This is a genomic window from Vibrio sp. HA2012, assembly GCF_002812955.1.
Classification (GTDB): Bacteria; Pseudomonadota; Gammaproteobacteria; order Enterobacterales; family Vibrionaceae; genus Vibrio.
On the sequence record NZ_PFXK01000007.1, the window covers coordinates 35,551 to 60,289 of the forward strand.

Sequence of the window (24,739 nt, forward strand, 5' to 3'; positions counted from 1 at the left end):
CTTACATCATAACAACGTCAAACTGTTCCTGAACGTAAAGCGGTTCAGCCTGAATTTTAACCTGTTTGCCGATAAAGACTTCCAACTCTGCCAGTGCGTGGGATTCATCCCCTTCCAGCGTTTCGGCAACCGCCGGAGCCGCATACACCACAAAATTATCCGCATCGTAGGCGCGGTTAACCCGGGTAATTTCACGCAGCACTTCAAAGCAGACGGTTTCAACCGTTTTCACCGTTCCCCGTCCCTCACAGGTTGGACACTGGGTACAAAGCACATGTTCAATACTTTCCCGGGTTCTTTTCCGGGTCATCTCCACCAGCCCCAGATGGGTAAAGCCGTTAATATTGGTTTTTACCCGGTCGGCTGCCAGTGCAGCTTCCAGAGAAGTAAGTACCCGCTTACGGTGATCATCCGATAACATATCGATAAAGTCGATAATGATGATCCCACCCAGATTACGCAGACGCAGCTGACGGGCAATGGCCTGTGTTGCCTCGACATTGGTATTGAAGATGGTCTCTTCCAGATTTCTCCGCCCGACAAAGGCACCGGTATTGATATCAATTGTGGTCATGGCTTCCGTCTGATCAATGATCAGATAGCCACCGGATTTCAGCTCAACCTTACGGTCAAGAGAACGCTGAATTTCATTCTCGGCATCGTGCATATCGAAGATAGGCTTATCGCCCTCATAGTGCACCAGCTTTTCTGTCAGCTCGGGAACAAATTCGGAGGTAAATTCTTTTAAGGTTTCAAACGCCAGACGTGAGTCTACCTGGATCCGGCTCAGTTCCGTTCCTACAAAATCACGCAGAATGCGCTGAGCCAGTCCGAGCTCGCCATACAGGGTCGAACGGGTTTTGTACTTAGCCCGCCGCTCCATGACTTTCTTCCACAAGCGTTTCAGGAAGATAGCGTCCTGAGCCATTTCCTTATCGTCGGCACCTTCGGCAGCGGTACGGATAATAAAACCACCGTCTTCATCACAGTACTCGGCGACGATATTTTTCAGGCGTTCGCGCTCTTTTTCACTGTCGATACGCTGGGAAACCCCAACATGGCTAGCCCCCGGCATAAAGACCAGATAACGGGACGGCAGGGTAATATCCGTTGTCAGGCGCGCACCTTTGGTGCCGAGCGGATCCTTGACCACCTGCACGACGATATCCTGTCCCTGACGGACCAGTTCGGAAATATCCCGTACCTGAAACTGCTGTTTCTCGTTTTCCGACACACACTCTGTATGCGGTACGATATCTGATGCGTGCAGAAATGCGGCTTTCTCCAGCCCGATATCCACAAATGCAGCCTGCATTCCCGGCAATACACGGGAAACACGACCCTTATAGATATTACCGACAATCCCGCGGCGGGCTTCACGTTCAATATGAACTTCCTGAAGAATACCATTTTCAATCATGGCCACCCGTGTCTCACTCGGTGTGACGTTGATTAGCAGTTCTGCACTCATGTGCGCCCCTTAATAAGATGTTAAAAATGCCAGCAGAAGCTGTTCGGTTTCCAGCAGTGGCAGACCGACCACGGCGTGATAGCTGCCTTCAATGCGGGAAACGAACCGTCCGCCGGTTCCCTGAATACCGTAGGCTCCGGCCTTATCACACGGTTCTCCGCTTTCCCAGTAGCGGTTGATCTCTTCTTCGCTCAGTGCCCGGAACCAGACATCGGTCACCACCAGCTCAGACTGATACTGCCGCTGGTCTGCTACCGTAACGGCCGTCATGACCTGATGGCGGTTCGCCGATAGGGTTCTGAGCATCTGCCGGGCATGCTCCCTGTTGTACGGTTTTTCCAGCACGGTTTCTCCGCAGACAACAATGGTATCGGCACCGATCACGACGGCATCAGGTTCATGCTCCTGAAGCATGGTCGCTCCGGCCTGAGCTTTTTGCCGGGACAGACGCAGCACATAGTCTCTCGGCATTTCTTCCGGCTGGAGAAGTTCTTCGACATCCGGAGTAATAATAGTAAAAGCATAGCCCAACTGCGCCAGCAGCTCTTTGCGCCGGGGCGAGGAAGAGGCCAGATATAATGGTCTGGTGTGCATAAAAACTTACCTGATATGCCAGTGACGGCGAACTCTTCTCAGCAGCAGGAACAGCCACGGCCATAAAATACAGCTGATCACTCCTGACCAGAGGGATTTGCTGTCAAAGCTGATATCCTGTACCAGCATCTCACCGCCAAATTCCAGACATTTTGCAATCATCGTCAGCACACCGACAATAACCGCCTGCTGCCATAAGGCCAGATTGCGCAGTACCAGAAAGTTGGCCGCAACGATATACACGCAAACAGACATTACAATGCCACGGATACCCAGCGTGGAACCAAGCAGCAAATCCCAGATCAACCCCAGCACCAGTGCCGTGCCGACATTAATCCGGTGCGGTAGTGCCAGAACCCAGTAAAACATCACCAGCAGTAACCAGAGCGGCCGGAAAAACTCCAGCCCGCCCGGCCATGGAATAGTCTGCAAAACCAGTGCCACCAGAAAGCTCAACCAGATAACACTCTTCCCGCGCAATATCACGCTACTCATTACTTGCTCCTTCATCGCTCTCTTCGACAGGAGTCTGCAATATTTCACTTTCGCCTTTAAATCCTTCTACCGCTTCTTTCACCTGCATCTGGCGATCTTCATTCGGCCAGATAAGCAGCAGATAACGGAGCCGGTCAAACTCGACAACGGGTTTGGCTGTAATCGTTGCGAACTGTCTGCGGTTATCGTTATCCACATCGGATACATAAGCCACCGGATAGCCTTCCGGGTACACCCCGCCCAGACCGGAAGTCACCAACAGATCACCCTGCTGTACATCGGTACTCAGCGGAATATGTTCCAGATAAATGGAGTCGATATCGCCGTTGCCGGAGGCAATCACCCGAATATCATTACGGATCACCTGCACCGGAATCGAGTTGTTGGAATCCACCAGCAACAGTACCCGGGAGTTGTGCGCACCAACAAAGGTGACCTGACCGACGATGCCTTTTTCGTTGATCACCGGCTGGCCGAGATACACACCGTCGGTATGCCCTTTATCAATCACCACCTGATGCCGGTAAGGGGAAGAATCGACCGCCATCACCTCGGTTACGACCTTTTTCTCATCCCGGACAAAAGGAGAGTCAAGCAGCTTACGCAGGCGCTGGTTCTCTTCACGGTACTGATCCAGCAGGCCGACATCGCTTTTCAGACGCAGGATCTCCCGCTTGAGCACGGCATTGCTTTCCATCAACTGAGCCCGGGAGTTCAGCTGTTCGTACATACCGTCGAACATAGTACGGGGAAGATCGGCCAGATACTGGATCGGCGCAACGGCCGTATTCAGTACATAACGCACACCGGAGAACGCATCTAAACGACTATCAGCCAGCATTAAGCTGGCTGAAAACAGAATAGAAAGAGTAAGACGCAGTTGCAGCGACGGACCGCTGCCAAAAATGGGTTTCATCGCAACCCCCCGGTCTTATCTCTCAGACAAAGGCTACTCTTCACTGAAAAGATCGCCACCATGCATGTCGATCATTTCAAGAGCTTTACCGCCGCCACGGGCGACACAAGTCAGCGGGTCATCAGCGATAACCACAGGAATACCCGTTTCTTCCATCAGCAGGCGATCCAGATCCCTCAGCAGCGCACCACCACCAGTCAGTACCATGCCGTTTTCCGAGATATCAGCAGCCAGTTCCGGCGGACACTGTTCCAGTGCAACCATCACGGCAGAAACGATACCGGTCAGCGGCTCCTGCAGGGCTTCCAGAATTTCGTTGGAGTTCAGGGTAAAGCTGCGCGGCACACCTTCAGCCAGGTTACGACCACGTACTTCGATTTCATGCACTTCGTCACCCGGATACGCAGAACCGATCACGTGTTTGATCTTCTCGGCTGTCGCTTCACCAATCAGGCTGCCGTAGTTACGGCGCACATAGTTGATGATTGCTTCGTCAAAACGGTCACCACCGATACGGACGGAAGAGGAGTACACCACATCATTCAGTGAAATCACCGCCACTTCTGTAGTACCACCACCGATATCGATCACCATAGAACCGGTCGGTTCGGATACGCGCAGACCGGCACCGATAGCCGCAGCCATAGGTTCGTCGATCAAATACACTTCCCGCGCTCCGGCACCCAGCGCCGATTCACGAATCGCACGCCGTTCGACCTGAGTCGAGCCACAAGGCACACAAACCAGCACGCGCGGGCTTGGTTTCAGGATGCTGTTATCGTGCACCTGTTTGATAAAGTGCTGCAGCATTTTTTCCGTTACATAGAAATCGGCAATCACGCCGTCTTTCATCGGACGAATAGCAGAAATAGAGCCCGGAGTACGACCCAGCATCTGTTTTGCCTCATGCCCGACGGCTGCAACGCTTTTAGCGCTGCCTGCGCGTTTCTGGCTGATGGCGACTACAGACGGTTCGTCAAGAACGATACCCTGTCCCTTTACATAAATCAGTGTGTTGGCTGTACCCAAGTCAATCGACAGGTCGTTTGAAAACATGCCACGAAGTTTCTTAAACATACTCTTCGGCTCATAGAAAATAATGGAAGACAAAATTGGACTAAATGTACCAATGCCTTGCCATTACAGCAAGGCATTGCGACGTAAACATGGGGTTAATCTCGCTTTTTATTGCAGAATCTTAACTTTCACCCGGAAAACCGGTGCTTACCGGGCAAAACTGGCACTCACGGTCTGCCGTTATTCCAACTGCTCCGTCCACCAGATAATTCGGTCACTGCCCCGGTAAATACCAAACTGAACGGTCGCATCCGGATCATCGTCAGCGGCATCTATCTCACCACTGCCGTCACTGTCATAAGGAAGCAGCCACGGCATCGTGTCCAGATTGGCAGTCACCGTAAAGATGCCCTGATTACCGCTACCCGGCGCAGAGTAAGAAAGATAGCCTTCCCCCCCGTTTCCGTTCGGCTGCTGGCCGATCGAGGCCTCTGTAGTACCGCTGCCGACAGTAATGGAATCAAAACTTTGTATCTCTGAGTCCGTTTTGAACACTAATGTGTTGTAGCTGAGATTGGTGCATTGATCCTCGGTATTCAGGGTAAAGTTACCATCCAGATAATACTCGGTACGCGCCATTCCCTGCAGCGGGTTGGTTTCCGGGCCATAGGTATCTTCCAGCACCAGACGTCCCCAACGGTGGTTATGGGTGGTAACCGGCGTAGCAAAAGAGAATCCGGCACAACTACTGTCGCTGGCATTTTCCCGGAAACAGATACCGTCACTGTCATCGAGATCTGCGGCAGACAGACTTAATACAATATTATCGTCCAAAGGCTCACGCGCATCTGCCAATTTGACATAGCCCATTTGGACGCCATCAAGCGTCACTGTTCTTGCCTGTGTAGCATCGTAATTACTAACCGTGACACTCTCATCACTATCACTGGAGACTTCTTCAACGGTAAGTGTCGATGTCGATGACGCATAACTCCGTCCATCCCAGTCGTCAGGCGCATATTTCCACCAGCCATCCATCTGATAATTATGGGTTTCTGTTCCTCCTGCCGACATACCGCTTACAGCTAATTCCGGTGAGCTGATAAAACTCAGTGGCTGACTAAGATAAGAGAAATCGCCACAAGCATCACTGATATCCAGCGTGTTACCAGTTACCGACAGATAATCCGGAGTAAAGCGGCTGATGGTGACGGTTTCGGAATCTTGCGGATAATCGGCGCCTTCAATCGTATACTTTTTACCGGCAGCAACCTCAACCGTTATCGAACCCACTTCATCGTAGCTGGTTGTCAGCGTGTTTGCCGCACCAGTGGCCGGAACATGGTCGTATAAGTACACGCCCTCAGTATCCGGATCCTTGCTTAAATCACCTTCTGCAAAATCCCCCAGAACGCCACTCGACGGCTGATCCAATCGCGAAGTGATCTGCATATCCGTCTGTGAGTAGTTAGGGGTCACCACATTCCCCTCTCCATATGCGGTAACCGTAAGATCAAACTCGGCTCCGGCTTCGGTAAATACGCCACTGGTTCGGGCTGAATTTGCATATCCTCTGGAGGTATCTCTTGGATTAGATGCCGCGGCTATCTTCAGGTACTTAGGCACACTGACAAAGCTGTCCGAACCTTTCAGGGTTAAACCGTCATAGTCACCACTGCCGACAAATTGGGCATTAAGCTCTAACTGACCGGCATCCGGATACGTCACATAAAAACTGGCCTGACTGTTCTCTTCTTCATCAAACACCAGTGCATGGGTGGACGGCGCATTTTCGTCGTTGCTGACGGGGTCATAAGTGCCGTTTTCCGTACGGCTGACCGAGATAACCGGAGCGCCCAATATTAAATCCGCATCCGGCGTGATATAACTGCTCCATAACTGCACATCTGCATCACCATCAACACTGAGAGCTTCACACTGTGCAGGGTTAGCATCTGCTGTGGTAACTGCCTGAATCGTCCCTTTCGTACCCGTGCTATTGGCCACCATATCCGCTACTGTCACAATAAAGCCGGTGTCGGAGAAAATAATGTCACACTCGCTGGTTGAGAACGTACCGTCACCATTGCTGTCGCAGCGTGTTTCTGCGGTATGCGTCCCCAGCGTCAGTGTTCCGGCACTATGACTGCGCAGAGATACCGTAGCCTTTCCGGTCATCGTCAGTTCATTGCCGCTGACATTGGTGCCGCTCCAGGTAACGTCAGCACTTGGGGTCAGCGCTACGGTGATTTCCTGCTCAAATTCGGATGAACAGTCATCATCGGCACAAGCAGTAATGGTCAGTTCTTCGGGGTTACACACAACCCCGCTGCCGCTGTGACTGATCCGAATATGATCAACGGTCGTGTTATATTTAGTCGCACAGATCTTAAAGTTGTCAATCTCATGGATATTGTTGTACAGGCCGGTAGAGCCGGTGACAGAAAAGTAGAAGCTGTCAGGCGCGTCATCCTGATTCGGGAATTTATCGGTATCCCGGATATCCACCGGTTCGATAATTTCTACCCAGTCACCGTCATCAATCTTCCGGTACACACTTAAATCAGATAATCCCGCTTCCCGGGAATCGATAATCACCTTATATCGATGTACAGGGTGATCATTAAAACCATCGTTATCAACAGAAACCTCTTGTGTTTCTGTCCAGCAATTCCATCCCCACCAATTGCACTTTACCACTTCCTGTAACGCTGTGGTTTCATCAATCAGATAATCTGAATTATGCGCAGCAAAAGAGTAGCCCATCAGATAGCGGTAGCCTTCGGTTCCGCTGCCGGAGCCCCGAACCGCAATAGACTGTGGCGTCTGCCCCGGATCATCCCCTCTGATTTCCGGGCTGCCTTGACTAGAGAAATTACCAAATTCGTCGAGGCCGATACCCAGCCAACCACCAGCGAAACCGTCGATATCGGCGGTTCCATCTCCATTTTCATCTTTTGCACCGTAACCTAACGGCCCGCCGAATGCCCCAGCCTTAGGAGTAACTTCTGCATTCGATAGCACCACAGCAATACCGTCGGCACCGGTCTGATCCGTTGTGTCATAGGCAAATTGATCAAACTCGATTTCTACCCGGTAGTTATCCGCCGGGAACTGGCGCGTATAAGTCACGGAAGTCGCCTCATAGTCTTTATTCTCGGTTAGCCTTAACCGACCGTTCACGACCTGAGGTTTAAAATAGGTTGTTCCTGCCGAGGATAATATCCAGTCATCAGAGGATAAGGGGGAATTAAAATCGTAATAGGAACAGCCGGGATCAGGGTCGACAGAACCAGCGGTACTGCCGTTAATGACAGAGCCGGAACCGATAACCAGATAGCCGGCATTCACATTACCGTTAATGGTGCCGCCCTGTATTTTCAGATCATCATCAACATAGACATAACCGGTAATGGTGACCGAGTTAGAAATATTCATATTGTCACCGACATAAATATCGCCAGTGACGGATGCCGACCCGGAAATGCCGAAGTCGTCTTTAACGTAAATATCGCCGGTAATGGCCGACTCATTTGACATGCTCAGGTCAGAAAGTGCCCTTACCGTTAATGAGCTGCCTTCCGGAGTGACCATTTTTGCGTACGAATCTAACTCAGAATCATTTTTCAGTACGATGACGACATCACCACTGATATTAATCGTTGAGGTATTGGTTAAGTCGAGTGATTCGATCCAGTAGGTTCCGGAATTGAAGGTAACAACACTTTCATTGCTCAACTCCAATGAACCGATCCAGTATTCGTCTCTCTGCGGGAACGTGATATTACAGGTGTTACTTAGCCGGATATCGTCATAATCCCTTTCTCCACTGGAAAGGGTATAGTTTCCGGAATCGCACCGGATATCATCACCATGACTATTGTAGTAAAAGCTATTATCGTCAATATCGATAGATACATAGTCATCATCAGAATCTGCTGAAACGGTCTGATCACCGGTAATAACACAGCCTGCATACCCGTCATTACCGTCATCACAGGCAGAAGGGTTCCACCAGATGCTGTTTTCCGTACTACAGAAGTCGACATCTTCACCTTCTGTACCGTTCACTTCCCCGCCTTCAACCCGTAGAACCGAACAGTCTGATTTGCCGTAGGGATGTCCCTGAATAACTCCGGAGAATAACTCGGTGGTCGCACTATCGGAATACAACCCCGCGGCGGCATTAAAAGACACCAATAAGATCAAAAATAACCATTTACAGATCGTCATTGCCTAATCCCCACTTCGATCACCCGCTGGTAGCTGGTTCCTCCGGCAGAACAGGTGCCGGAGCCGGTTAGTTTGTATACCTGAGTCCCGGCATCCAGCACTCCGAGGGCAGAGCAATTGACCTCTGCACTGCACTGGTTTAATCCGGTTCCGGAAAAACTGACACTTCTTTTGCCATCATAACAACTGCCGCTACTGCTCAGATAAAAATCACTGATATCCATCTGCAGTGCTGAACGAGCCGCCATATCGGCTCGGGTACCCAGTACTTCCCCCACCAGTTGCGCACTGGCCTTCTGCTGGTTACGGTTGGCAGCCAGCCCCAGAAAGCCAAGGACAATAATGGCAAACAGGATGGTTATCAGAGCAACCCCCTGCTGGGTTCGATGGATTGACAGCCTACGGCGTGTTGTGAATAAGCACATTATGATCAAACCTCAGTGTTTCACCGATATTATCATCCGTAAACTCCAGTACCATTTTTACCTGAGCATTGCGCTGCAATCCTGCTGTCGCGGCGGTAAAACTCACGTCACTAATACTGTCCGCCATAGGTATGCCGGTTACCGAAAATTTATCGTTGCCCAGACCATAGCCTTTATACAGTAGTATCTGAGACCCTACCTTACAGTAAGCTTTCGGATTATCATAGAGATACAATCGTTTGGCGGGAGATGACGCAGGAAATGAGTGAGAAGCCGAAAGTGTTACATCCACCATGCTTGTGCTGCTTCCCGCCGAAAAAGAAACCGCTTCTTTTACTGTTACCACACTGGAATCAGAGCTAATACTTGCAGCGTACAGCTCTGAGGTATCAAGAGGGTAGATAACCAGACGATCATCCGCCTCCAGCGATGCTTCAGGCAGGATCCGGATCTCAGTGTCAGCTTCCGGTGCAACAGGAATTGTCTCGTAGATGGCGGTATTTTTAATCGGCAGCCATTCAATACAGGTATTAGACTCGGAAATGCGTACGCTGCCCGGTACGGCGTTTCTCAGCTCTTTCAGCATGCGGTCGGTAATAAAGCGCCCTTTCTGCGCCAGCGCTTCCCGGGCGGTGGTATCCACATAGATATTCATCCCCTGCCCGACAATATTGCCGAACGAAAGACCAACGATGCCCAGCAGCACAATCACCAATACCATTTCTATCAGGGTAAAACCCGAGGTTCTGCGCATCAGAAGTTCCCCCGGTAAGCAGTAAACGGATACGCTTGCCCGGATGGATCGGTAATGATGACTTCCACCCGTTTGTAGTTCCCCACACTGCCGTCTGGGCTGCCATCCCAATCCGCATCGTAAAAGACACTGATACTGGCCTGATAATTAGGATACTGATCGCCTAAATCCGTCCCCAATACATCAGCAATATCACCGCTCATGCCATTAAAATCATCGACGTCATTGAATGTTTCCCGGCCGCTTTCACCGCTCTCTTTGCCCAGTGTCGCCGAGCAGGCTTCCCCTTCGCTGCTGCCGCATTCCGGCAGTCCGCCGTTCGGGCCGCTGTGTTCATCATAATTACGCCCCAGCACTTCATCCATCACGGCACGTCCAAGCTCAGCGGCTTTAACGGCGTAGATCTGTTCAGCGGATTGCTTCGAGCGCGGATAGAGGCTCATGGTCAGGGTCAGGATGGCAAAGGCGGCAATAATCATAGCCAGGATCAGTTCGATCAGGGTAAATCCGCGGGATGACTTAATTACACGCATGGATATACCCCTCGGTTTCAATACAGATTTTGGTCTGGTCGTCGCCACGGATGGTAATTTCACAGCCGCCGCCGGTGCACTGCGTGGCTCGTCCCAGACTGTCGAAATCCAGATACGGACTGGCATCGTCACTGGTCAGCGACAGGGTGACTCCCTGCTCTGAGGTGATGTCAACCAGAGTAGCATCCTCCGTTGAAGAAAATGCGGCGTCACAGGAGCCGGCATCGGCATCCAGGCTGATCTGCTGTGCCCGGCTGGTACTCATCAGCCAGCGGTTGCATTTCCCGCTGCGGTTCATCGCCCGGATCTGAGTAAGACGCAGGGAACTAAGCAGCTCGTTCTGTACGCTGTAGGCGGCGACACCGGAAACACCAAACAGACGGGGAGCAGCATAAACGGAAAGGATACCGAGAAGAATAATCACGACCACCAGTTCAACCAGCGTAAAGCCTGTCTGCTGTTGTGATCGTCGGGTCATAAATAACCTCTTAAAGGGAGGAGGTACGCCCCAGGCGGAGCGTACCGCTTTTATTTTTAAGCGACACCTTAGCTAGGGTGCCGCTCTTTATAGATTCCCACGCCGGGCGTGGGAATAGGAGTAGATTAACAACCTGTACTTACAACTGAATAAGTTGGTTCGGTCACTGTGCTAGAATCTTTATCCAGTGCATATGAAACATAGCAAGCGCCAGTAGTTACATCAGATGCAGCTGTTGTTGTCTTCCCATCATCAAAAATGATGTAGTAAATATCATCACCAACTACAGCTTCCATATCACCAGTTGTAGTCATTGCAGCACCAATACCTGCTGCTGTTGCAAGTGGATATCCGTTGTGAGTTGGAATTTCAGTTGATGAATCAAGAGTTACACTTGGGCCACTTGTTGCAGCATAAGCTGTCTTGTCTTCACCATCCATTGCAGACTTAGCATATACGATACCAGCAGCACCTTGCATTGCTCCCTGTACACCTTCCAATGCAGCAGCACGCGCATCACCCTGCATATTTAAAAACTTAGGAGCCGCTGTTACTGCCAGAATGCCCAGAATTACAATCACCACTACAAGTTCAATCAGGGTGAAACCGCCTTGTTTTTTCATAAATAAAACTCTCTATTCTTATATAGTTAAAACTATTGCAGCCGCAGCGGCTGCGTTTGTGTGGTCTCACGACCTTAATTCACACTATTCAGCTAGCCAAATGTTGATGTGGTAAATAGACAACCGAACCATAATAACTGATCGTTATTACCGTTCTGTGTGCTTATAAACGCATCTATTATCGCCGTTCTGATAGACAACTCAAGTACTCTTTAATAAAAAGTGAGCCTGTAAAGTAAATTAATTCAGTTGTACCGTCACCCTGCCGGTGGTGACATCATAGGTAAATGTATGCGCACTGCCGACCTGTGAATACAGGCAGGTATTACTGCCGCCTGCTTCTGCCGTATATTTCGCGTCAGTGCTGTCGGCGGATGCCAGTACCACCACCGGCGGATTCTGCAACAGCTCTTCCATCAGGTTCAGGCAGGACGTATCCGTCACCGAGGTTGCTGCCGCACCGGTGCGCACAATATCAATCGGATAGCCGTCACGGAAACCGGTACTGGTGCTGCCGCTGGTGGACTGGGTCAGCAGAAAATCCACACCGTCATAGGTCACCACATTCTGCCCGCCGGTATTGGTCGGACGCCCTTCGGCCTCCCACTGAGCACGGGCAGACAACACCGCCGTGGCAAAGCCCCCGGCTACCCCTTCCACACTGGCTTTTTTCGCTTCATCCGTCACTTCCAGAAACTTCGGCAACGCCGCGGCGGCCAGAATGCCCAGAATAACGATCACCACCACCAGTTCAACCAGCGAGAAACCCGACTGTTTTTTCATGCTTTTACCTGCTCTGCTTTTATTCATTACATCAGCCCTGTTCCAGACTGACCGAAAATTGCCCTTTTTGCAGCCTGATCACCACAGACTGCTGCTTCTGATAACGATACCGACACTGATACTGTGGGTCGATATCCTCATTATAACGACTTTCATTCATATACTGCGGATAGACAGTGAAAATGCGTTTATCCGGATATAACAGTTCCAGCCAGTATTCGCATTCCACGCTGTCTTGTGCCACTTTCACCGGCAGCGGCCAGCCGGTTTCAGCAAACCGGACATCAAAACCGAACACACTGGCTGAAGACGGCCGTTTTTTTACCAACCAGAATTCTTTATAGCGATTGGCCTTTTCCAGTATCTGTTTTACCACCACCTCAGCCGCAACCTGTTCCGCTTTGGGGCGTACCTTATCGATGGCCGACAGTAAGACGGCAATCAGTGCCAGCACAACCACCAACCAGATGGCCAGACGCGGACTGAGCAGATAGTCTTTCATATCAGCCTTTCATCGCATCCAGCATGCCCCACATCGGCAGGAAGATACCCAGCGCCAGTATCAGGACAATACCTGCCACAAACACCAGCAGGATCGGCTCGATACGTGCGGTCAGGGTTTTCAGATCATAATCCACTTCCCGGTCATAGAAATCCGCGACTTCCAGCAACAATTCGTCAATCCGGCCAGTTTCCTCCCCCACAGAAATCATCTGGATAACCAGCGAGGTAAAGATCCCGCTGTTCACCGCCGTTGATGACACCGTACTCCCGGCTTCAATCGCCGCTTTCATCTCCAGCAGACGGTTTTCCAGAAACTTGTTGTCCATGGATTCTGCCGACAGTGCAATGGACTGATTCAGCGGCACACCGGCTTTGAGCATCAGGGCAAAGGTTCGGGAGAAACGAGCCAGTTGTGCCCGGTTGACGATTCCGCCCACGACCGGCATCTTCAGCCGGAACTTATCCCATGTCTCACGGCCTTTTGCCGTTGCCAGCCAGCTGCGAAAAGCAAACAGCGCCGAGAAGATCAACGCCAACATCCACATCCAGTAGTTGACGAAAAAATCGGAGGTGGCGATCAGGATCCGGGTCGGCAGCGGCAACTCTACATTAAAGCGGCTGAACATAGAGGCGAACTGAGGGATCACCTTGATATTCAGAATAAACAGCGCCGCCACCACAAAGATGATCACAAATACCGGATAGCGCATCGCGGTTTTGATCCGCTTACGGGTTTCCACTTCCTGCTCGTAGTACTCCCCCAGTTGCAGCAGAGCCTGATCCAGACGACCGGTATTTTCCCCGACATTGATCATAGACACAAACAGCGGACTGAAGACATCGGAATGCATCTTCATCGAAGCCGACAGGCTACGGCCATTGGTCAGTTCTGCCGTGACATCATCCAGAGCCTTTTTCAGCTGTTTGTTTTCCGTATTGACGGACAAGCCTTTAATCGCCCGCAGCAAAGGGACGCCAGCCTTGGTCAGGCTGTACATCTGCCGGCAGAAAATCACCAGCACTTCCAGAGGCATCGACGGTGTCAGCCAGTGGCTCAGATCAAACGATGCCCCGCCGCCGGATGCTCCGGTACGGGCAATCGCCGTGGGAATAATACCCCGGTTGATCAATGCATCAGCCGCCAGCTCTTCCGTTGCGGCTTCGATGGTTCCGGATACTGAACCGCCTTCTGCACTGCGCCCCTGATAACGAAAATGCGTCATACGTTACGTCCTGTCATCGGGATTATTCAGATACACGGGTTCGGTATAGCCGGAAATATCCCCTTCCCCGAGACTCATCACCTCTTCCAGACTGACAACCCCCTGCAGCGCCAGCTCCATCGCAGAGACCAGCAAAGGTTTATAATCGGCAGAGCGGCGTGCTTTGCGGGCAAAGTCCACCGCATCATTAGCACGCAGCGCATCCATCATGTCATGGTTCAGTTCCAGCAGCTCAAACACCCCAATCCGGCCTTTATAACCGGTCAGGTTGCAGTTCTGACAGCCCCGTCCCCGGATAAAAGAGGCGTTGGTCTGGTTAGGGAAGCGGCTCTGCAGCCAGCTTTTACGCGCATCGTCCAGCTCGTCGGGCTCAGCACAGTCGGGGCATACCCGGCGCACCAGACGCTGTGCCAATACCGCCCGGACGGCACTGGCAACCAGATAGCCGGGCGCCCCCATGTCGATCATTCGCAGGGCACTGTCCACCGCATCATTGGTGTGCAGGGTGCTGAGTACCAGGTGACCGGTCAGCGCGGCTCGCAGGCCGATTTCGACTGTTTCCTGATCCCGCATCTCCCCGACCAGAATGATATCCGGATCCTGACGCAAAAAGGTTCTCAGTACTGTGGAAAAATCCAGATCGATCTTCGGATTCACCTGTACCTGATTCACCCGAGGCAGGCGGTATTCCACCGGGTCCTCGGCGGTTATAATCTTTTTCCCCGGCGAGTTCAGCTCTGAAAGAGCACCGTACAGTGTTGTGGTTTTACCGGAACCAGTCGGCCCGGTGACCAGAATCATGCCATGCGGACGACGCAACTGACGGCGCAGACGCAGCAGCAGATCTTCCGGCAGGCCGGATGCTTCCAGTTTACGTACCCCTGCCGACTGATTCAGCAGACGCATCACCACAGATTCCCCGTGCTGTACCGGCATGGTCGACATCCGGATATCCACCGACTGACCACGGCTGCGGATATTAAACCGGCCATCCTGCGGCAGACGCTTTTCAGAAATATCCAGATTTGCCATCAGTTTCAGACGCAGTACCAGCGCCTGAGCGATATTGACTTCGTTCAGCAGGGTTTCATGCAGCACCCCGTCCACCCGCTGTCGCAGGCGCAGTACGTTGGCATCCGGCTCGATATGGATATCCGAGGCTCCGACCTGTACGGCGTCCTCAAACAGGGAGTTGATCAGTTTAACGACGGTAACGTCTTCGCCGTCTTCGGCATCATCCAGACCAAAATGAAAGGTGTCGGTGTGCTGGTGCTCGGCATGCAGCTGTTCAGCAAAAGTGGCGATATCTTTGGTACGACGGTAATAGCGGTCGAAACAGTCCACCAGTTGCCTTTCCGGCGCAATCACAAATTCAATCTCAAACTGGGGCAACTGACTGAACAGAAATTCCTGCAGATACAGATCCGCCGGATCACTCATCGCCACCCGCAGAGTATCGCCCTGCCGGCTGAGTACCAGCGCCCGCAGACGACGGGCATGCACTTCCGACAGCAGTTGTACCGCATCCGCATCCACACTGGCGCGGTTCAGATCAATCAGCGGCAGACGCAACTGCTGGGAAAGGAATTCCAGCATCTGGGTTTCGGTCAAAAAGCCCAGTTGGATCAGGGTGTCCCCCAGCTTTCTTCCGCTCTGTTTCTGTGCCTGCAATGCCTGATCAACCTGAGCGTCGGTAATAATACCCTCTTCAACCAGCAGGTCGCCCAGCCTTTTTCTTAACTTAATCTGCATGTGGCGGCTCCCCTAGCTGTTCCAGCAGTGACAGACGATCCCGGATAAAAGTTTGGGTTTTGTTTGATACGCCGACCCGGCTGAGGGCATTTTCATAAGCATGTTTCGCTTCGGCATACATCAGCCTGCGCTCCTGCTGAATTGCCAGACCCAGCCACCAGCGGGCATTTTCTTCTTCCATCTGTACCAGCAACTGATAACTTTCCAGTGCCAGTTCCCCCTTTTTATTCTGCTCAGCCAGTGCCGCACGCATGGCCAGATAATCCGCTTCTGGCTGCTGTGGCAGGTACACCAGCGGCGTCAGTGCGGCTTCTGTCTGTTTCTCTTTGAGCAGCAGACGGGACAGAGCCAGACGCAATGTCTGACTGTCTTTGTTACGTTTGATCCCTTGCTGCAGCAGACTGACAGCATTGCGGGCATCTTTTTTTCCGTAATAGAGCGCCGCCAGTTTCTGCCTCACCGTATCATTGTCCGGCTGATAGCGCAGGGCGCTTTTATACGCATCCATGGCATCATTCAGTTTATTGGCATCCAGCGCTTTTTCTGCCCGCTGAATGGCATTCTGAGCCAGCTGTTCCGGGGTCAGTTTTACCTGCCGGATCGCCATTTCGCCGGAACTGACCGCCGTTTCGGTCTGTACCGGTTCGGCTGCCTGCAGTTGGGCTTCTGTCTGTACTTGAGTTTCTGTCCGTATCTGAGCATCAGTCTGAGAGCCGTTCAGCCCGGATTCAGCCGCTGCGGCACGGGCAAGCGTAACCGGTTCACTGACTGTCCTACGCGGTTTTACTGTCGCAGGGGCTGTGTCTTCTTCTGCATAGGCCTTGGTTTTTTCTGCATAAATAGTAATATCGGCCTGCTCCGCCACTTTCTGGGTCGGAGATTCGGCCTGAACCGGCTGGGTTATCTGCGTCACCGGTACGGATGATGCCACCAGTTCAGCCTGCTGAGAAACGGCCCAGCCACCGAGACAAAGACTCAGTGCACCGCCCCCCAAAGCCCAAGCCAGTTTACCGGAGCGACGCACCGGCGGGATCTCGGCTCTGGTCAGCGGAGATGCTTCTGTTTTATTCTTGTTCGCCAATTCCGACAGCGCGTTATTGATCACGCTCATACTTCTCTCCACCCCCATATCACAGGGGTCTTAAATTTGGGTTTGCGGGCATCACAGGTATCGTGAATGGCCGCAAACAGATGTTCACTGGTGACGGTCTGACTCTGCGCATAAAAAGCTACCAGCAGAGCTTTATGACAGATCTGATTGATCAGTCTCGGTATGCCCCGGCTGGCTTTCCAGACCGCTTTCAGCTTATCCGGTGCAAACAATATGCGCTTCCCGCCGCTGGCACTGATCCGGTGCTGGATATACGCCGCCACTTCTGCCTGCGTCAGAGGCCGCAGTCCGGCACTGAAGGTAATGCGCTGACGGAACTGACGCAGATGATGCTGCGCCAGACGTTCATCCAGCTCCGGCTGTCCCAGCAGTACCAGTTGCAGCAGCTTACGCTGTTCCGTTTCCAGATTGCCGAACAGCCGCAGTGTCTCCAGTGCGTCGTCACTCAGGGCCTGAGCCTCATCCAGCAGAGCAACCACCTGCTTGCCTCCGGCGTGCAGTGCCAGCAGGGTGTGCTGGATCTGATCCACCACAGTGCCGGGCTGCGCGTTCTCAATGCTTAGTTCCCTGGCGATGGCCAGTTTCAGCTCTTCACCGCTGAGTACCGGGTTGGGCAGATAAATCAGTTGGATAGATTCCGGAAGCTGATTGATCAGCATCCGGCACACCATGGTTTTCCCCGTACCGACTTCGCCGGTCACCTTTATCACGCCCTCATTCATGCTGATGGCGGAGATCACCGTCTGAATCGCTTCATAGTGGGGAGGCAGACCGTGGAACAACCCTGTATTGGGTGTCAGCGCAAACGGTGCCTGCGTAAAACCATAGAATCCCTGATACATGCTTATTTTACGTCGTCGGGGAACCACTCCTGCAGGATATCGCGCGAGCGCTCGATCTCCTGCTGCCAAGTGTGCACACCGACGACGGTCGGTTTCAGCAGGATCACCAGCTCGGTTTTTTCCGTGACATTCGAAACATTTCTGAACAGATACCCTAACCCCGGAATATCGCCCAGCAGAGGTACTTTGGAGGTTTGCTCTGTTGTATTGGACTTCATCAGGCCGCCCAGTACCACCACATCGCCGTCACGGGCACGGATAATCGAATCGGTTTCGCGGATAGAACTTTTCGCCATCGGCGCATCATCCAGAAAACTGTAGGTCTGCTCTTCGACTTCAATCACTGCCGGGTGGACGTGCAGCAGTACGTTGCCTTCATCGTCGATCTGCGGGGTGACATCCAGCGAGATACCGGAGAAGAATGGCGTCAGTTCATACGAGGTGGTGGTTACGTCACTGCTGCTGTTGGTGGTCGTTTCACTGTCCATATCGGTGACAAAGTATTCGTCAGTACCAACCTTGATGACCGCCTTCTGATTATTAGCCGCCGTCACTCTCGGACTGGAGAGGACATTCAGATCGCCCTGAGTGGACATAAAGTCCAGCACGGAGCTGAAATTACCATCGGAGATGGTGATACTGGTTGAGCCGCCCAGCAGTTCCCCGATGGTATCCATACCCGGCAGAGTACTGGAAGCCGCCGCCTGCGATACGGAAATCCCGGTACCGCCGATGGCTGCAGTCAGATTCGACCAGTTGATGCCCTGCTGATAGCTGTCGTTCAGAGTCACTTCCAGGATCTTCGCTTCCAGAATGACCTGCCGCTGCAATCGCTGTTGCGATGCATTCAGGAATGCTTTGACTTCGCGGATTTCATCCGGATAGGCGCGGATAGTCAGCACCCCGGCCTGTGGTGACGTCACCACGCTGCGTCCGCCCTCGGTGCCTATCAGAGTACCGACGGCTGTCTGCAAATCGGTCCAGAAATCGCTGCTGCTGCTGGTATTGATCTGCGTCCCGGCGGTTGTTGTCGAGCTGTCCGATGACGAGCTGGAACTATCGTCAGAACTGCTGTCTGACGACGAGCTATCATCTGAACTGTTGTCTTCCGTACTGATCGTACTGGTGGTAATCGATGTCAGAGAACGCCCGCTGCGCTGCATGGACAGGTAATCGACCGGAATGGTTTCGGTACGCATGCCCGCCGGATAGATCTGAATAATCCTGCCGTTTTTCACAATATCGTAGCCGTACATGTCGCGCACGACATCCAGCACTTCATCCAGCGTCACATCGGCCAGATTAATGGTCAGGGTTCCGGATACGGACGGGTGGATTGCCACACTGAATTCGGTGTTTTTTACCAGCCCGGTAAAGAAGGTGCTGGCTTCCACATCCTTAGCCTGAACCTGAAAACGTTTCAGCAGCGGAGTCGCTTGCTCCGGTCTGCTGTCCAGTTCCGGCATCAGATCAGCCTGAACCGATTCGGGCAGAGCTTCCAATCTGCGGCTGTTCACCTGATTAACGGCTTCATTCAGTGCCGCTTTTGCTTCGACAGGGTTTCTGTGTCCCATCGAACAACCTAACAATGAGGTGGCAACTACCCCGACTATGAATTGACGTACTGCTGGTTTACGCATAGCTATTTCTGCAACCTTTCATGTTTAATATCCACAGGAAAAAGCTCAAGAGCCCATCGTTTGCCACCCCTAACCACTGTGACAGTTTCCTTTGTTATTGTTTTTACTTTGTATCCGTGTACCGATTCGCCTTCAGAGACCAGTTGACCACCAAGCACAGCAGAACAGACATCGGATGTACTACAGATGATACTTTGCAAAGCAGGCAGCGCATATTTCTTTGCTGCTGGCTTTGCTGCCACTGAATCCGCCTTGCCGGTACTGACCCACCCCAGTGGTGCCGTCGGATCCTGAGAAGCGTTAACCGCTGATGTTACGCTGATCAAACACAGCACCCATATCCATTGTCTAACCACCGATAAACTCCTGTCTGGTTCCCAGGGTATAAACTTCTAAAATCAGTCTGGCCTCAGGATAGGTTTCTACCTGATAACTGAAGCTGCGCCAGTAGTATTTCACCGGCATGGTTTCCAGCGTTTCCAGATAATTCTTAATATCAAAATAGCGTCCGGTCAGTTCAATTCTGACCGGATGAATATAATAACCGACCGCAGAAGATCCCGCATTGTTCGCATCATCTACCGGTTTATTCCCGGTCAGTACTGCTTCAGGAGGCAGGGATTCCAGCGCTTCCAGCTTGAGTTTATTGCTGCTGCTCAGTACAGTTTCCAGCAGCCCGGCCATCTGCTGCGGAGTGATCAGACTATCGACAATGGCCGCCAGCTGTTCAGACAGCGCCAGACTACGCTCAGAGAGCTGCTGCAGTTTGTTGTCTATCTCTTCGTCCGGATTGACCTGTAACCGGCGCTTAAGCAGTTCGATCTCTTTTGCCTGATTCTGGATCTGATCCTGCTGCATAGTGAGCTGACGCTGTTTGCTGTGCGCCGTAACCACTGCAGGTTCAATCAGCATACTGTGTAGTAGCACGATCAGAGTGACCGTGATACCCGCGGCGATCAGCCATTTTTCCCGGACAGAGAGCGCCTGAAACTTGTCATTTAACTGATTCCACACTCGCATCTTACTGCTCTCCTTCTGCTTGTGTTGTCAGCTCAAAGGTGATCATATCCCCTTCATTGCGACTGATATTCAGTTTTTCAAATGTTCGTCCGGTCAGTTCCATTTCACTGTTAAAGCGTTTTACCCACGCAGGAATTGCCCCTGGGGTTCTGGCCAGGCCGGACAGGTTCATTCGGGTGTTGTTCACATCAATCGCTGCTACGGAGATATTTTTGTCACTCAGTTTCGCCAGTGCCGACATCACCCCGGAGTAACCGGCCTGCAACGACTGGTCATAATGGCTTATCGCTGCCAGTGAAGCCTCTTTTGCCTGAATATCGGCTTCGAACCGCTCTGCTGCCAGCAGTTTAGAAGGGGTCGGCTTATGCTTTTTCACCTGTTCCTGCAGATGTTTTAGTTCCGCAAGCTGTCTCTCTGATCGCTGTTCCGCTAACGTCAGATCCGATTCAATCCGGTGCAGCGAATACGCATAATACCCATATCCCGCCAGCATCAGAACCGCGACAATGCCCCAGACAGCCGCCACATTTTTCAGGGTAAAAGTCTGTTTTTTCGGTTTAAGGTAGGCAGGATAAAGATTAATGCCTTCCGCAGACAACAGAGGAACCACCTGTGCCAGCATCTCACCGCTGGTTCGGGATGCATCGGCAACCAGAGGCAGCACTTTGACGTTCAGCCGTTCATCCAGACTATGCAGCAATTCTTCCTGTTCTTCTTCATCACAGCAGAGAAATAGCTGGTGCAGATCCGTGTTACGTAATTGAGAAGAGAGATAATCGATAGAACGTTGCAGTTCCAGTGCCAGACTGTCCAGCTGTAACGCACTGGCGGCCTGCCCGGTAACAGGAACAATGATGTTACGCAATGTACGGTGAAAACGGTTTTGCTGTTCCACAAAAGCCGCAATCTTAAAGCTGCCTTTCGGCCCCCGGTGCAACAGCATAAACCCGGACAGATCTTTCTTAACACTACCCCATGCAGCATCTTCCGGTATGATGCGTTCCAAATGAATGTTACTGGTATGCAGACAAGTCAGCAGCTGATTCAGCGTCGCCCTTTTCAGCACATACGCCTGAATCTTTTTGCCGTCAGGTAAAAGAGCCGCATCCGCAATAATATCGGTGACCCGTTCACCGCTCATGTCTTTGAGCAGAAACGGCAAAGCCGCCGGCCACTCCTGCTGCGGAATATCCGGCTTATCCAGCTGATAGATATGGTAATAATTCGAACAGCACACGACGGTTGCTGCCATTCCGGAGTAGTCTCCGCTTGTCAGCGCCGATTTTAGTGCCGATTCCCAGCCGTCTGTAATAGGAAACATCAGGGCTTGCTGATGATCCGCCACCATGGCTTCGGTCAGCAGATAAATCACATGGGACTGAATGACAATCGTCAAACGAGCAGCCTTATGCCCTGAATGCCTGAAGCGCCCCAGCAGTGAAGATAAACTCATACGGCTATTTCTATCCTCTTAATATTTTTTTCGCCAGCGATTACGCTTGCCGATCTGAACTGCGGGTGCTATCGGTTTCGGTATGATCTGTATTTCAGCCTGGAACATCCGTCCCTGACCTCCGTCGACGCCCAGCTCCAGAAGAGCGGACCACTCATTACCTGTTTCCACACCCACTGCTATCACCTGTGTACGAGTTCCTTCACAGGCGCCGATCAAACTACGGATAAACAGCTGGTTTTCCTGACGTTGTTCTATTTTTTTTACCAGACTGCGGTGCAGTTTCAGGTAATCTATATTTAAATCTTTTATATAATGTGTGCTGGTAATGGTTCTGCCGGCCTGTCCGACCACCACTTTGCAGCCAAGCCCGGTGATCATTCGAACCACCGGACGCATATGATCCAGATGCCTGACCAGCATACCTTCCACAAAGTCAAAGCTCAGCCGCTGGCGCATCTCCACTGGCATCTGCAGCAGTTCATCCCGGAACCAACGCAGATAATATTTATCTTTAAACGGCAAGGTGTGCAGATTGACAGAGTAATCTTCCCCCAGACAGGAAGAGCGGAGAAAATCAAACACCTTATGCAAAACAGCCCTGTCCATCTGAGATTCATAGCCTACCTGTTCTACAGCAACTGTAAAACGGGAAGCTTTCAATATGCCGATTCCGTCATCATCTATACGTGCAAACAGCTCATTATGCAGTAAATGTGTCGTACCGCTCGGGTGATCCATCAGATAGCAGGGCTGTTCAAATATCAGAACATTCCCTTTCTTAAACGACTTATCAAACAGCGTTCGCCAGCGCACGGTTCCTCTGGAATCCGTTCGTTTCATCTGCTTTTTAAACTGGCACCAGTTGTTGCTATTCTGCCACTGGGCACTTTTCAGTGCCGTTTCTGCCTCACCATGAATATGTCCGCGCCGCTCGCCTTCCGTATACATGGTCAGCCCGATATGACACCAGTTATCACTTTCCAGCGGTGATAAAGGTGCCAGTTTCCCCAGTTGACGTAAACAGTGAGCAGCCAAAGTAGTGATGTCTTTCACGGTCTGATTCGGGATAAGTACTGCAAAATCAGAATCATAATACCGGGCAAATGTGACATCCGGATAACGCTGCACACTATTGGATATCACCCTACCGACAGCCACTAAAAATGTATCACAGGCAGATTTATCATTGCTATCACAGACGGCTTCCCAGTCATGGATCCGCATCAGCAGCATACCGCCATTCGCGCCGCTTTCCTGCAACGCCGACTCCAGTTTGCTGTCAAACAGTACCCGGTTAGCTGCTCCGGTCAGTTGATCCAGAAAGGTATGCGTCCGGATAAAGGTATCAAAACGGCTGCGCTCCTGACGGGCATATTTCAGCTCTGCAATGAGCGTATCTAGTGCCTGACTGGCGGTATACGGCCATTCTTCGTCTTTCCCTGTCGCGTATTCCTCAACCTTGCCGGCCAGCAACATTCTGCCGCGTTCTTCCAGAAGTTCAGACCCTTTCAGCTGTATTTTCAGCCACCGGACGCCACGCAACAGAAAAAAGACCACCAGCAGAACCGCAACCGATATGGATGACAGTGCCCCAAAGGAATAACCGTACCCAAGATATGCAGGAATAACCTTAAACGTCAGTTGATAGTCACCCGGTTTTTTCAGCGTATATTTCTGCTGATACAGCCGCTCTTTGTCCATCTGGCGCGGTATATTCTTAAACTGATAAATAACCGTATCCGACCGGCTCAGTGTCATCTCAACCACGCTGTTGGCTTCCAGCTGAGCTGGTAACCAGCGCTGGATAGCAGAAATAAAATCCGAGCGATCCACCTCTTGCTCAATAATACCGGCCACACTACTCAGATAACGCTCAACCTGTTCTTTTCCTATCCGGTTAAAAGAAAACGTACTACCGACAAATAAAATAAACATGGCACTGATCACTATCATGGTGACAAATGCCGTTAAGCGTGTGCTTAATTTGAGCGTGGGGGTATATCTCATGAATACTGAAGTCCTTTTCTACCCACTAGTTATACCAGATAATCTATACCAGCTAATTTATATCAAATCTATTATCGGCATATCATAAAGCATTGTGAATGAATAAGCGGAACTTATTATCAACATTTATCTCAATAAATTCCAAACGAATAATATTTTTTACAGTTTGTCTCGTAATTGAGAAATAAAAAAACCCGACAATGACGTCGGGTTCAAATATTTATGCAGAATACCTGCTTCTGAATATTATTTACCTTAATTCGATTAAGGTTTTTTTAGAATGGAATGTCGTCATCGAAATCCATTGGCGGCTCATTGTACTGAGGCTGAGCCGGTTGCTGTTGTTGCATCGGTTGCTGCTGTTGCTGCGCCGGTGCCTGATACTGCTGCTGTGCAGGTTGCTGTGGTTGTCCCCAACCGCCCTGCTGCTGAGCTGGCTGACCGGCACTCTGGCCTTGTCCGCGGTTGCCCAGCAGTTGCAATTCACCACCCGGCCAACGCACAACCACTTCGGTGGTAAAACGTTCCTGACCGGTATTCTGATCCTGCCATTTACGGGTCTGTAGCTGACCTTCTACATAAACCTGAGTACCTTTACGGGCATATTCACCAACAAATTCCGCCGTTTTGCCAAACACAGAAACACGGTGCCATTCTGTTTTTTCACGCTGTTCACCTGTCGCTTTATCCCGCCAGGTTTCAGAAGTTGCAATGGTGATATTCGTCATTGCATCACCACTCGGCATGTAGCGCACTTCAGGATCCTGTCCTAAATTGCCCACAAGGATTACTTTGTTCACACCACGGCTGGCCATGATTTGCTCCGTTCGATTTTGTTTCAGTAATAATGGCTGCTAAGAAT

At 51.4% G+C, this 24,739-nt stretch carries 23 protein-coding genes; all 23 read right to left on the minus strand.

All coding sequences use genetic code 11. The features are described 5' to 3' along the window. Nucleotide 1 precedes the first annotated feature (1 nt). Entirely contained in the window at nt 2–1,471 is a 1,470-nt protein-coding gene (rng, locus tag CSW98_RS13235; RefSeq protein WP_100800953.1) for a ribonuclease G, read from the minus strand. Nucleotides 1,472–1,480: 9 nt separating this feature from the next. Continuing rightward, nucleotides 1,481–2,065 (minus strand): Maf family protein, encoded by a 585-nt coding sequence (locus CSW98_RS13240; RefSeq protein ID WP_100800954.1) that lies wholly within the window; start codon nt 2,063–2,065, stop codon nt 1,481–1,483. Nucleotides 2,066–2,071: 6 nt separating this feature from the next. Next, the gene (gene mreD / locus CSW98_RS13245) at nt 2,072–2,560 is read right to left on the minus strand and encodes a rod shape-determining protein MreD (protein ID WP_100800955.1); all 489 of its coding nucleotides are present in this window, start codon (nt 2,558–2,560) and stop codon (nt 2,072–2,074) included. Then, the gene (gene mreC / locus CSW98_RS13250) at nt 2,553–3,476 is read right to left on the minus strand and encodes a rod shape-determining protein MreC (protein ID WP_100800956.1); all 924 of its coding nucleotides are present in this window, start codon (nt 3,474–3,476) and stop codon (nt 2,553–2,555) included. Before mreC ends, mreD begins: the two co-directional genes overlap by 8 nt. 33 nt (nt 3,477–3,509) lie before the next feature. Continuing rightward, nucleotides 3,510–4,553: a rod shape-determining protein gene (locus tag CSW98_RS13255; protein WP_100800957.1), complete on the minus strand. Its 1,044-nt coding sequence runs from the start codon at nt 4,551–4,553 to the stop codon at nt 3,510–3,512. Between the two features lie 180 nt (nt 4,554–4,733). Continuing rightward, nucleotides 4,734–8,726, minus strand: coding sequence for a DUF6701 domain-containing protein (locus tag CSW98_RS13260; protein WP_100800958.1), 3,993 nt, complete (start codon nt 8,724–8,726; stop codon nt 4,734–4,736). Continuing rightward, a complete protein-coding gene (locus CSW98_RS13265; RefSeq protein WP_100800959.1) occupies nt 8,723–9,151 on the minus strand; it encodes an MSHA biogenesis protein MshP in 429 nt (142 codons plus the stop codon). The genes CSW98_RS13260 and CSW98_RS13265 overlap by 4 nt, the downstream gene beginning before the upstream one ends. Beyond that, nucleotides 9,126–9,905: a PilW family protein gene (locus CSW98_RS13270; RefSeq protein ID WP_100800960.1), complete on the minus strand. Its 780-nt coding sequence runs from the start codon at nt 9,903–9,905 to the stop codon at nt 9,126–9,128. The genes CSW98_RS13265 and CSW98_RS13270 overlap by 26 nt, the downstream gene beginning before the upstream one ends. Then, complete coding sequence (locus tag CSW98_RS13275; protein ID WP_100800961.1) at nt 9,905–10,438, minus strand: type IV pilus modification PilV family protein; 534 nt, start codon at nt 10,436–10,438, stop codon at nt 9,905–9,907. Before CSW98_RS13275 ends, CSW98_RS13270 begins: the two co-directional genes overlap by 1 nt. After that, nucleotides 10,425–10,916: a pilus assembly FimT family protein gene (locus CSW98_RS13280; RefSeq protein WP_100800962.1), complete on the minus strand. Its 492-nt coding sequence runs from the start codon at nt 10,914–10,916 to the stop codon at nt 10,425–10,427. Before CSW98_RS13280 ends, CSW98_RS13275 begins: the two co-directional genes overlap by 14 nt. Nucleotides 10,917–11,041: 125 nt before the next feature. After that, nucleotides 11,042–11,539 (minus strand): type II secretion system protein, encoded by a 498-nt coding sequence (locus CSW98_RS13285; protein WP_100800963.1) that lies wholly within the window; start codon nt 11,537–11,539, stop codon nt 11,042–11,044. Between the two features lie 240 nt (nt 11,540–11,779). Next, nucleotides 11,780–12,349 (minus strand): prepilin-type N-terminal cleavage/methylation domain-containing protein, encoded by a 570-nt coding sequence (locus tag CSW98_RS13290; RefSeq protein ID WP_232733532.1) that lies wholly within the window; start codon nt 12,347–12,349, stop codon nt 11,780–11,782. A gap of 4 nt (nt 12,350–12,353) precedes the next feature. Then, nucleotides 12,354–12,824 (minus strand): hypothetical protein, encoded by a 471-nt coding sequence (locus tag CSW98_RS13295; RefSeq protein ID WP_100800964.1) that lies wholly within the window; start codon nt 12,822–12,824, stop codon nt 12,354–12,356. Nucleotide 12,825: 1 nt separating this feature from the next. Further along, on the minus strand, nt 12,826–14,049 hold the full coding sequence (locus tag CSW98_RS13300) for a type II secretion system F family protein (protein ID WP_100800965.1): 1,224 nt from the start codon (nt 14,047–14,049) through the stop codon (nt 12,826–12,828). 3 nt (nt 14,050–14,052) lie between these two features. Continuing rightward, on the minus strand, nt 14,053–15,801 hold the full coding sequence (locus CSW98_RS13305; RefSeq protein WP_100800966.1) for a GspE/PulE family protein: 1,749 nt from the start codon (nt 15,799–15,801) through the stop codon (nt 14,053–14,055). After that, nucleotides 15,791–16,912 carry a tetratricopeptide repeat protein gene (locus tag CSW98_RS13310; RefSeq protein WP_100800967.1) on the minus strand — a complete coding sequence of 374 codons (1,122 nt, stop codon included), beginning with the start codon at nt 16,910–16,912 and terminating at the stop codon, nt 15,791–15,793. The genes CSW98_RS13305 and CSW98_RS13310 overlap by 11 nt, the downstream gene beginning before the upstream one ends. Beyond that, nucleotides 16,909–17,754 (minus strand): ExeA family protein, encoded by an 846-nt coding sequence (locus CSW98_RS13315; protein ID WP_100800968.1) that lies wholly within the window; start codon nt 17,752–17,754, stop codon nt 16,909–16,911. The genes CSW98_RS13310 and CSW98_RS13315 overlap by 4 nt, the downstream gene beginning before the upstream one ends. Nucleotides 17,755–17,756: 2 nt before the next feature. Beyond that, a complete protein-coding gene (mshL, locus tag CSW98_RS13320; protein WP_100800969.1) occupies nt 17,757–19,394 on the minus strand; it encodes a pilus (MSHA type) biogenesis protein MshL in 1,638 nt (545 codons plus the stop codon). A gap of 2 nt (nt 19,395–19,396) precedes the next feature. Beyond that, nucleotides 19,397–19,750, minus strand: coding sequence for an MSHA biogenesis protein MshK (locus CSW98_RS13325; RefSeq protein WP_232733533.1), 354 nt, complete (start codon nt 19,748–19,750; stop codon nt 19,397–19,399). Beyond that, a complete protein-coding gene (locus CSW98_RS13330; protein WP_100800970.1) occupies nt 19,743–20,414 on the minus strand; it encodes a type II secretion system protein M in 672 nt (223 codons plus the stop codon). Before CSW98_RS13330 ends, CSW98_RS13325 begins: the two co-directional genes overlap by 8 nt. Nucleotide 20,415: 1 nt before the next feature. After that, nucleotides 20,416–21,867 carry a PilN family protein gene (locus CSW98_RS13335; RefSeq protein ID WP_100800971.1) on the minus strand — a complete coding sequence of 484 codons (1,452 nt, stop codon included), beginning with the start codon at nt 21,865–21,867 and terminating at the stop codon, nt 20,416–20,418. A gap of 18 nt (nt 21,868–21,885) precedes the next feature. Beyond that, on the minus strand, nt 21,886–23,877 hold the full coding sequence (gene csrD / locus CSW98_RS13340; RefSeq protein WP_100800972.1) for an RNase E specificity factor CsrD: 1,992 nt from the start codon (nt 23,875–23,877) through the stop codon (nt 21,886–21,888). 275 nt (nt 23,878–24,152) lie between these two features. Further along, on the minus strand, nt 24,153–24,692 hold the full coding sequence (locus tag CSW98_RS13345; RefSeq protein WP_100800973.1) for a single-stranded DNA-binding protein: 540 nt from the start codon (nt 24,690–24,692) through the stop codon (nt 24,153–24,155). Nucleotides 24,693–24,739: the final 47 nt, after the last annotated feature.

What these genes read in the sequence shown, in the direction of transcription:
- CSW98_RS13335 (WP_100800971.1), bottom strand. Translation starts at nt 21,867, where the DNA reads ATGAGTTTATCTTCACTGCTGGGGCGCTTCAGGCATTCAGGGCATAAG.
- CSW98_RS13280 (WP_100800962.1), bottom strand. Translation starts at nt 10,916, where the DNA reads ATGACCCGACGATCACAACAGCAGACAGGCTTTACGCTGGTTGAACTG.
- mreD (WP_100800955.1), bottom strand. Translation starts at nt 2,560, where the DNA reads ATGAGTAGCGTGATATTGCGCGGGAAGAGTGTTATCTGGTTGAGCTTT.
- csrD (WP_100800972.1), bottom strand. Translation starts at nt 23,877, where the DNA reads ATGAGATATACCCCCACGCTCAAATTAAGCACACGCTTAACGGCATTT.
- rng (WP_100800953.1), bottom strand. Translation starts at nt 1,471, where the DNA reads ATGAGTGCAGAACTGCTAATCAACGTCACACCGAGTGAGACACGGGTG.
- CSW98_RS13305 (WP_100800966.1), bottom strand. Translation starts at nt 15,801, where the DNA reads ATGCAGATTAAGTTAAGAAAAAGGCTGGGCGACCTGCTGGTTGAAGAG.
- mshL (WP_100800969.1), bottom strand. Translation starts at nt 19,394, where the DNA reads ATGCGTAAACCAGCAGTACGTCAATTCATAGTCGGGGTAGTTGCCACC.
- CSW98_RS13290 (WP_232733532.1), bottom strand. Translation starts at nt 12,349, where the DNA reads ATGAATAAAAGCAGAGCAGGTAAAAGCATGAAAAAACAGTCGGGTTTC.
- CSW98_RS13260 (WP_100800958.1), bottom strand. Translation starts at nt 8,726, where the DNA reads ATGACGATCTGTAAATGGTTATTTTTGATCTTATTGGTGTCTTTTAAT.
- CSW98_RS13265 (WP_100800959.1), bottom strand. Translation starts at nt 9,151, where the DNA reads ATGTGCTTATTCACAACACGCCGTAGGCTGTCAATCCATCGAACCCAG.
- mreC (WP_100800956.1), bottom strand. Translation starts at nt 3,476, where the DNA reads ATGAAACCCATTTTTGGCAGCGGTCCGTCGCTGCAACTGCGTCTTACT.
- CSW98_RS13270 (WP_100800960.1), bottom strand. Translation starts at nt 9,905, where the DNA reads ATGCGCAGAACCTCGGGTTTTACCCTGATAGAAATGGTATTGGTGATT.
- CSW98_RS13310 (WP_100800967.1), bottom strand. Translation starts at nt 16,912, where the DNA reads ATGAGCGTGATCAATAACGCGCTGTCGGAATTGGCGAACAAGAATAAA.
- CSW98_RS13285 (WP_100800963.1), bottom strand. Translation starts at nt 11,539, where the DNA reads ATGAAAAAACAAGGCGGTTTCACCCTGATTGAACTTGTAGTGGTGATT.
- CSW98_RS13255 (WP_100800957.1), bottom strand. Translation starts at nt 4,553, where the DNA reads ATGTTTAAGAAACTTCGTGGCATGTTTTCAAACGACCTGTCGATTGAC.
- CSW98_RS13240 (WP_100800954.1), bottom strand. Translation starts at nt 2,065, where the DNA reads ATGCACACCAGACCATTATATCTGGCCTCTTCCTCGCCCCGGCGCAAA.
- CSW98_RS13330 (WP_100800970.1), bottom strand. Translation starts at nt 20,414, where the DNA reads ATGCGAGTGTGGAATCAGTTAAATGACAAGTTTCAGGCGCTCTCTGTC.
- CSW98_RS13345 (WP_100800973.1), bottom strand. Translation starts at nt 24,692, where the DNA reads ATGGCCAGCCGTGGTGTGAACAAAGTAATCCTTGTGGGCAATTTAGGA.
- CSW98_RS13315 (WP_100800968.1), bottom strand. Translation starts at nt 17,754, where the DNA reads ATGTATCAGGGATTCTATGGTTTTACGCAGGCACCGTTTGCGCTGACA.
- CSW98_RS13275 (WP_100800961.1), bottom strand. Translation starts at nt 10,438, where the DNA reads ATGCGTGTAATTAAGTCATCCCGCGGATTTACCCTGATCGAACTGATC.
- CSW98_RS13300 (WP_100800965.1), bottom strand. Translation starts at nt 14,049, where the DNA reads ATGACGCATTTTCGTTATCAGGGGCGCAGTGCAGAAGGCGGTTCAGTA.
- CSW98_RS13295 (WP_100800964.1), bottom strand. Translation starts at nt 12,824, where the DNA reads ATGAAAGACTATCTGCTCAGTCCGCGTCTGGCCATCTGGTTGGTGGTT.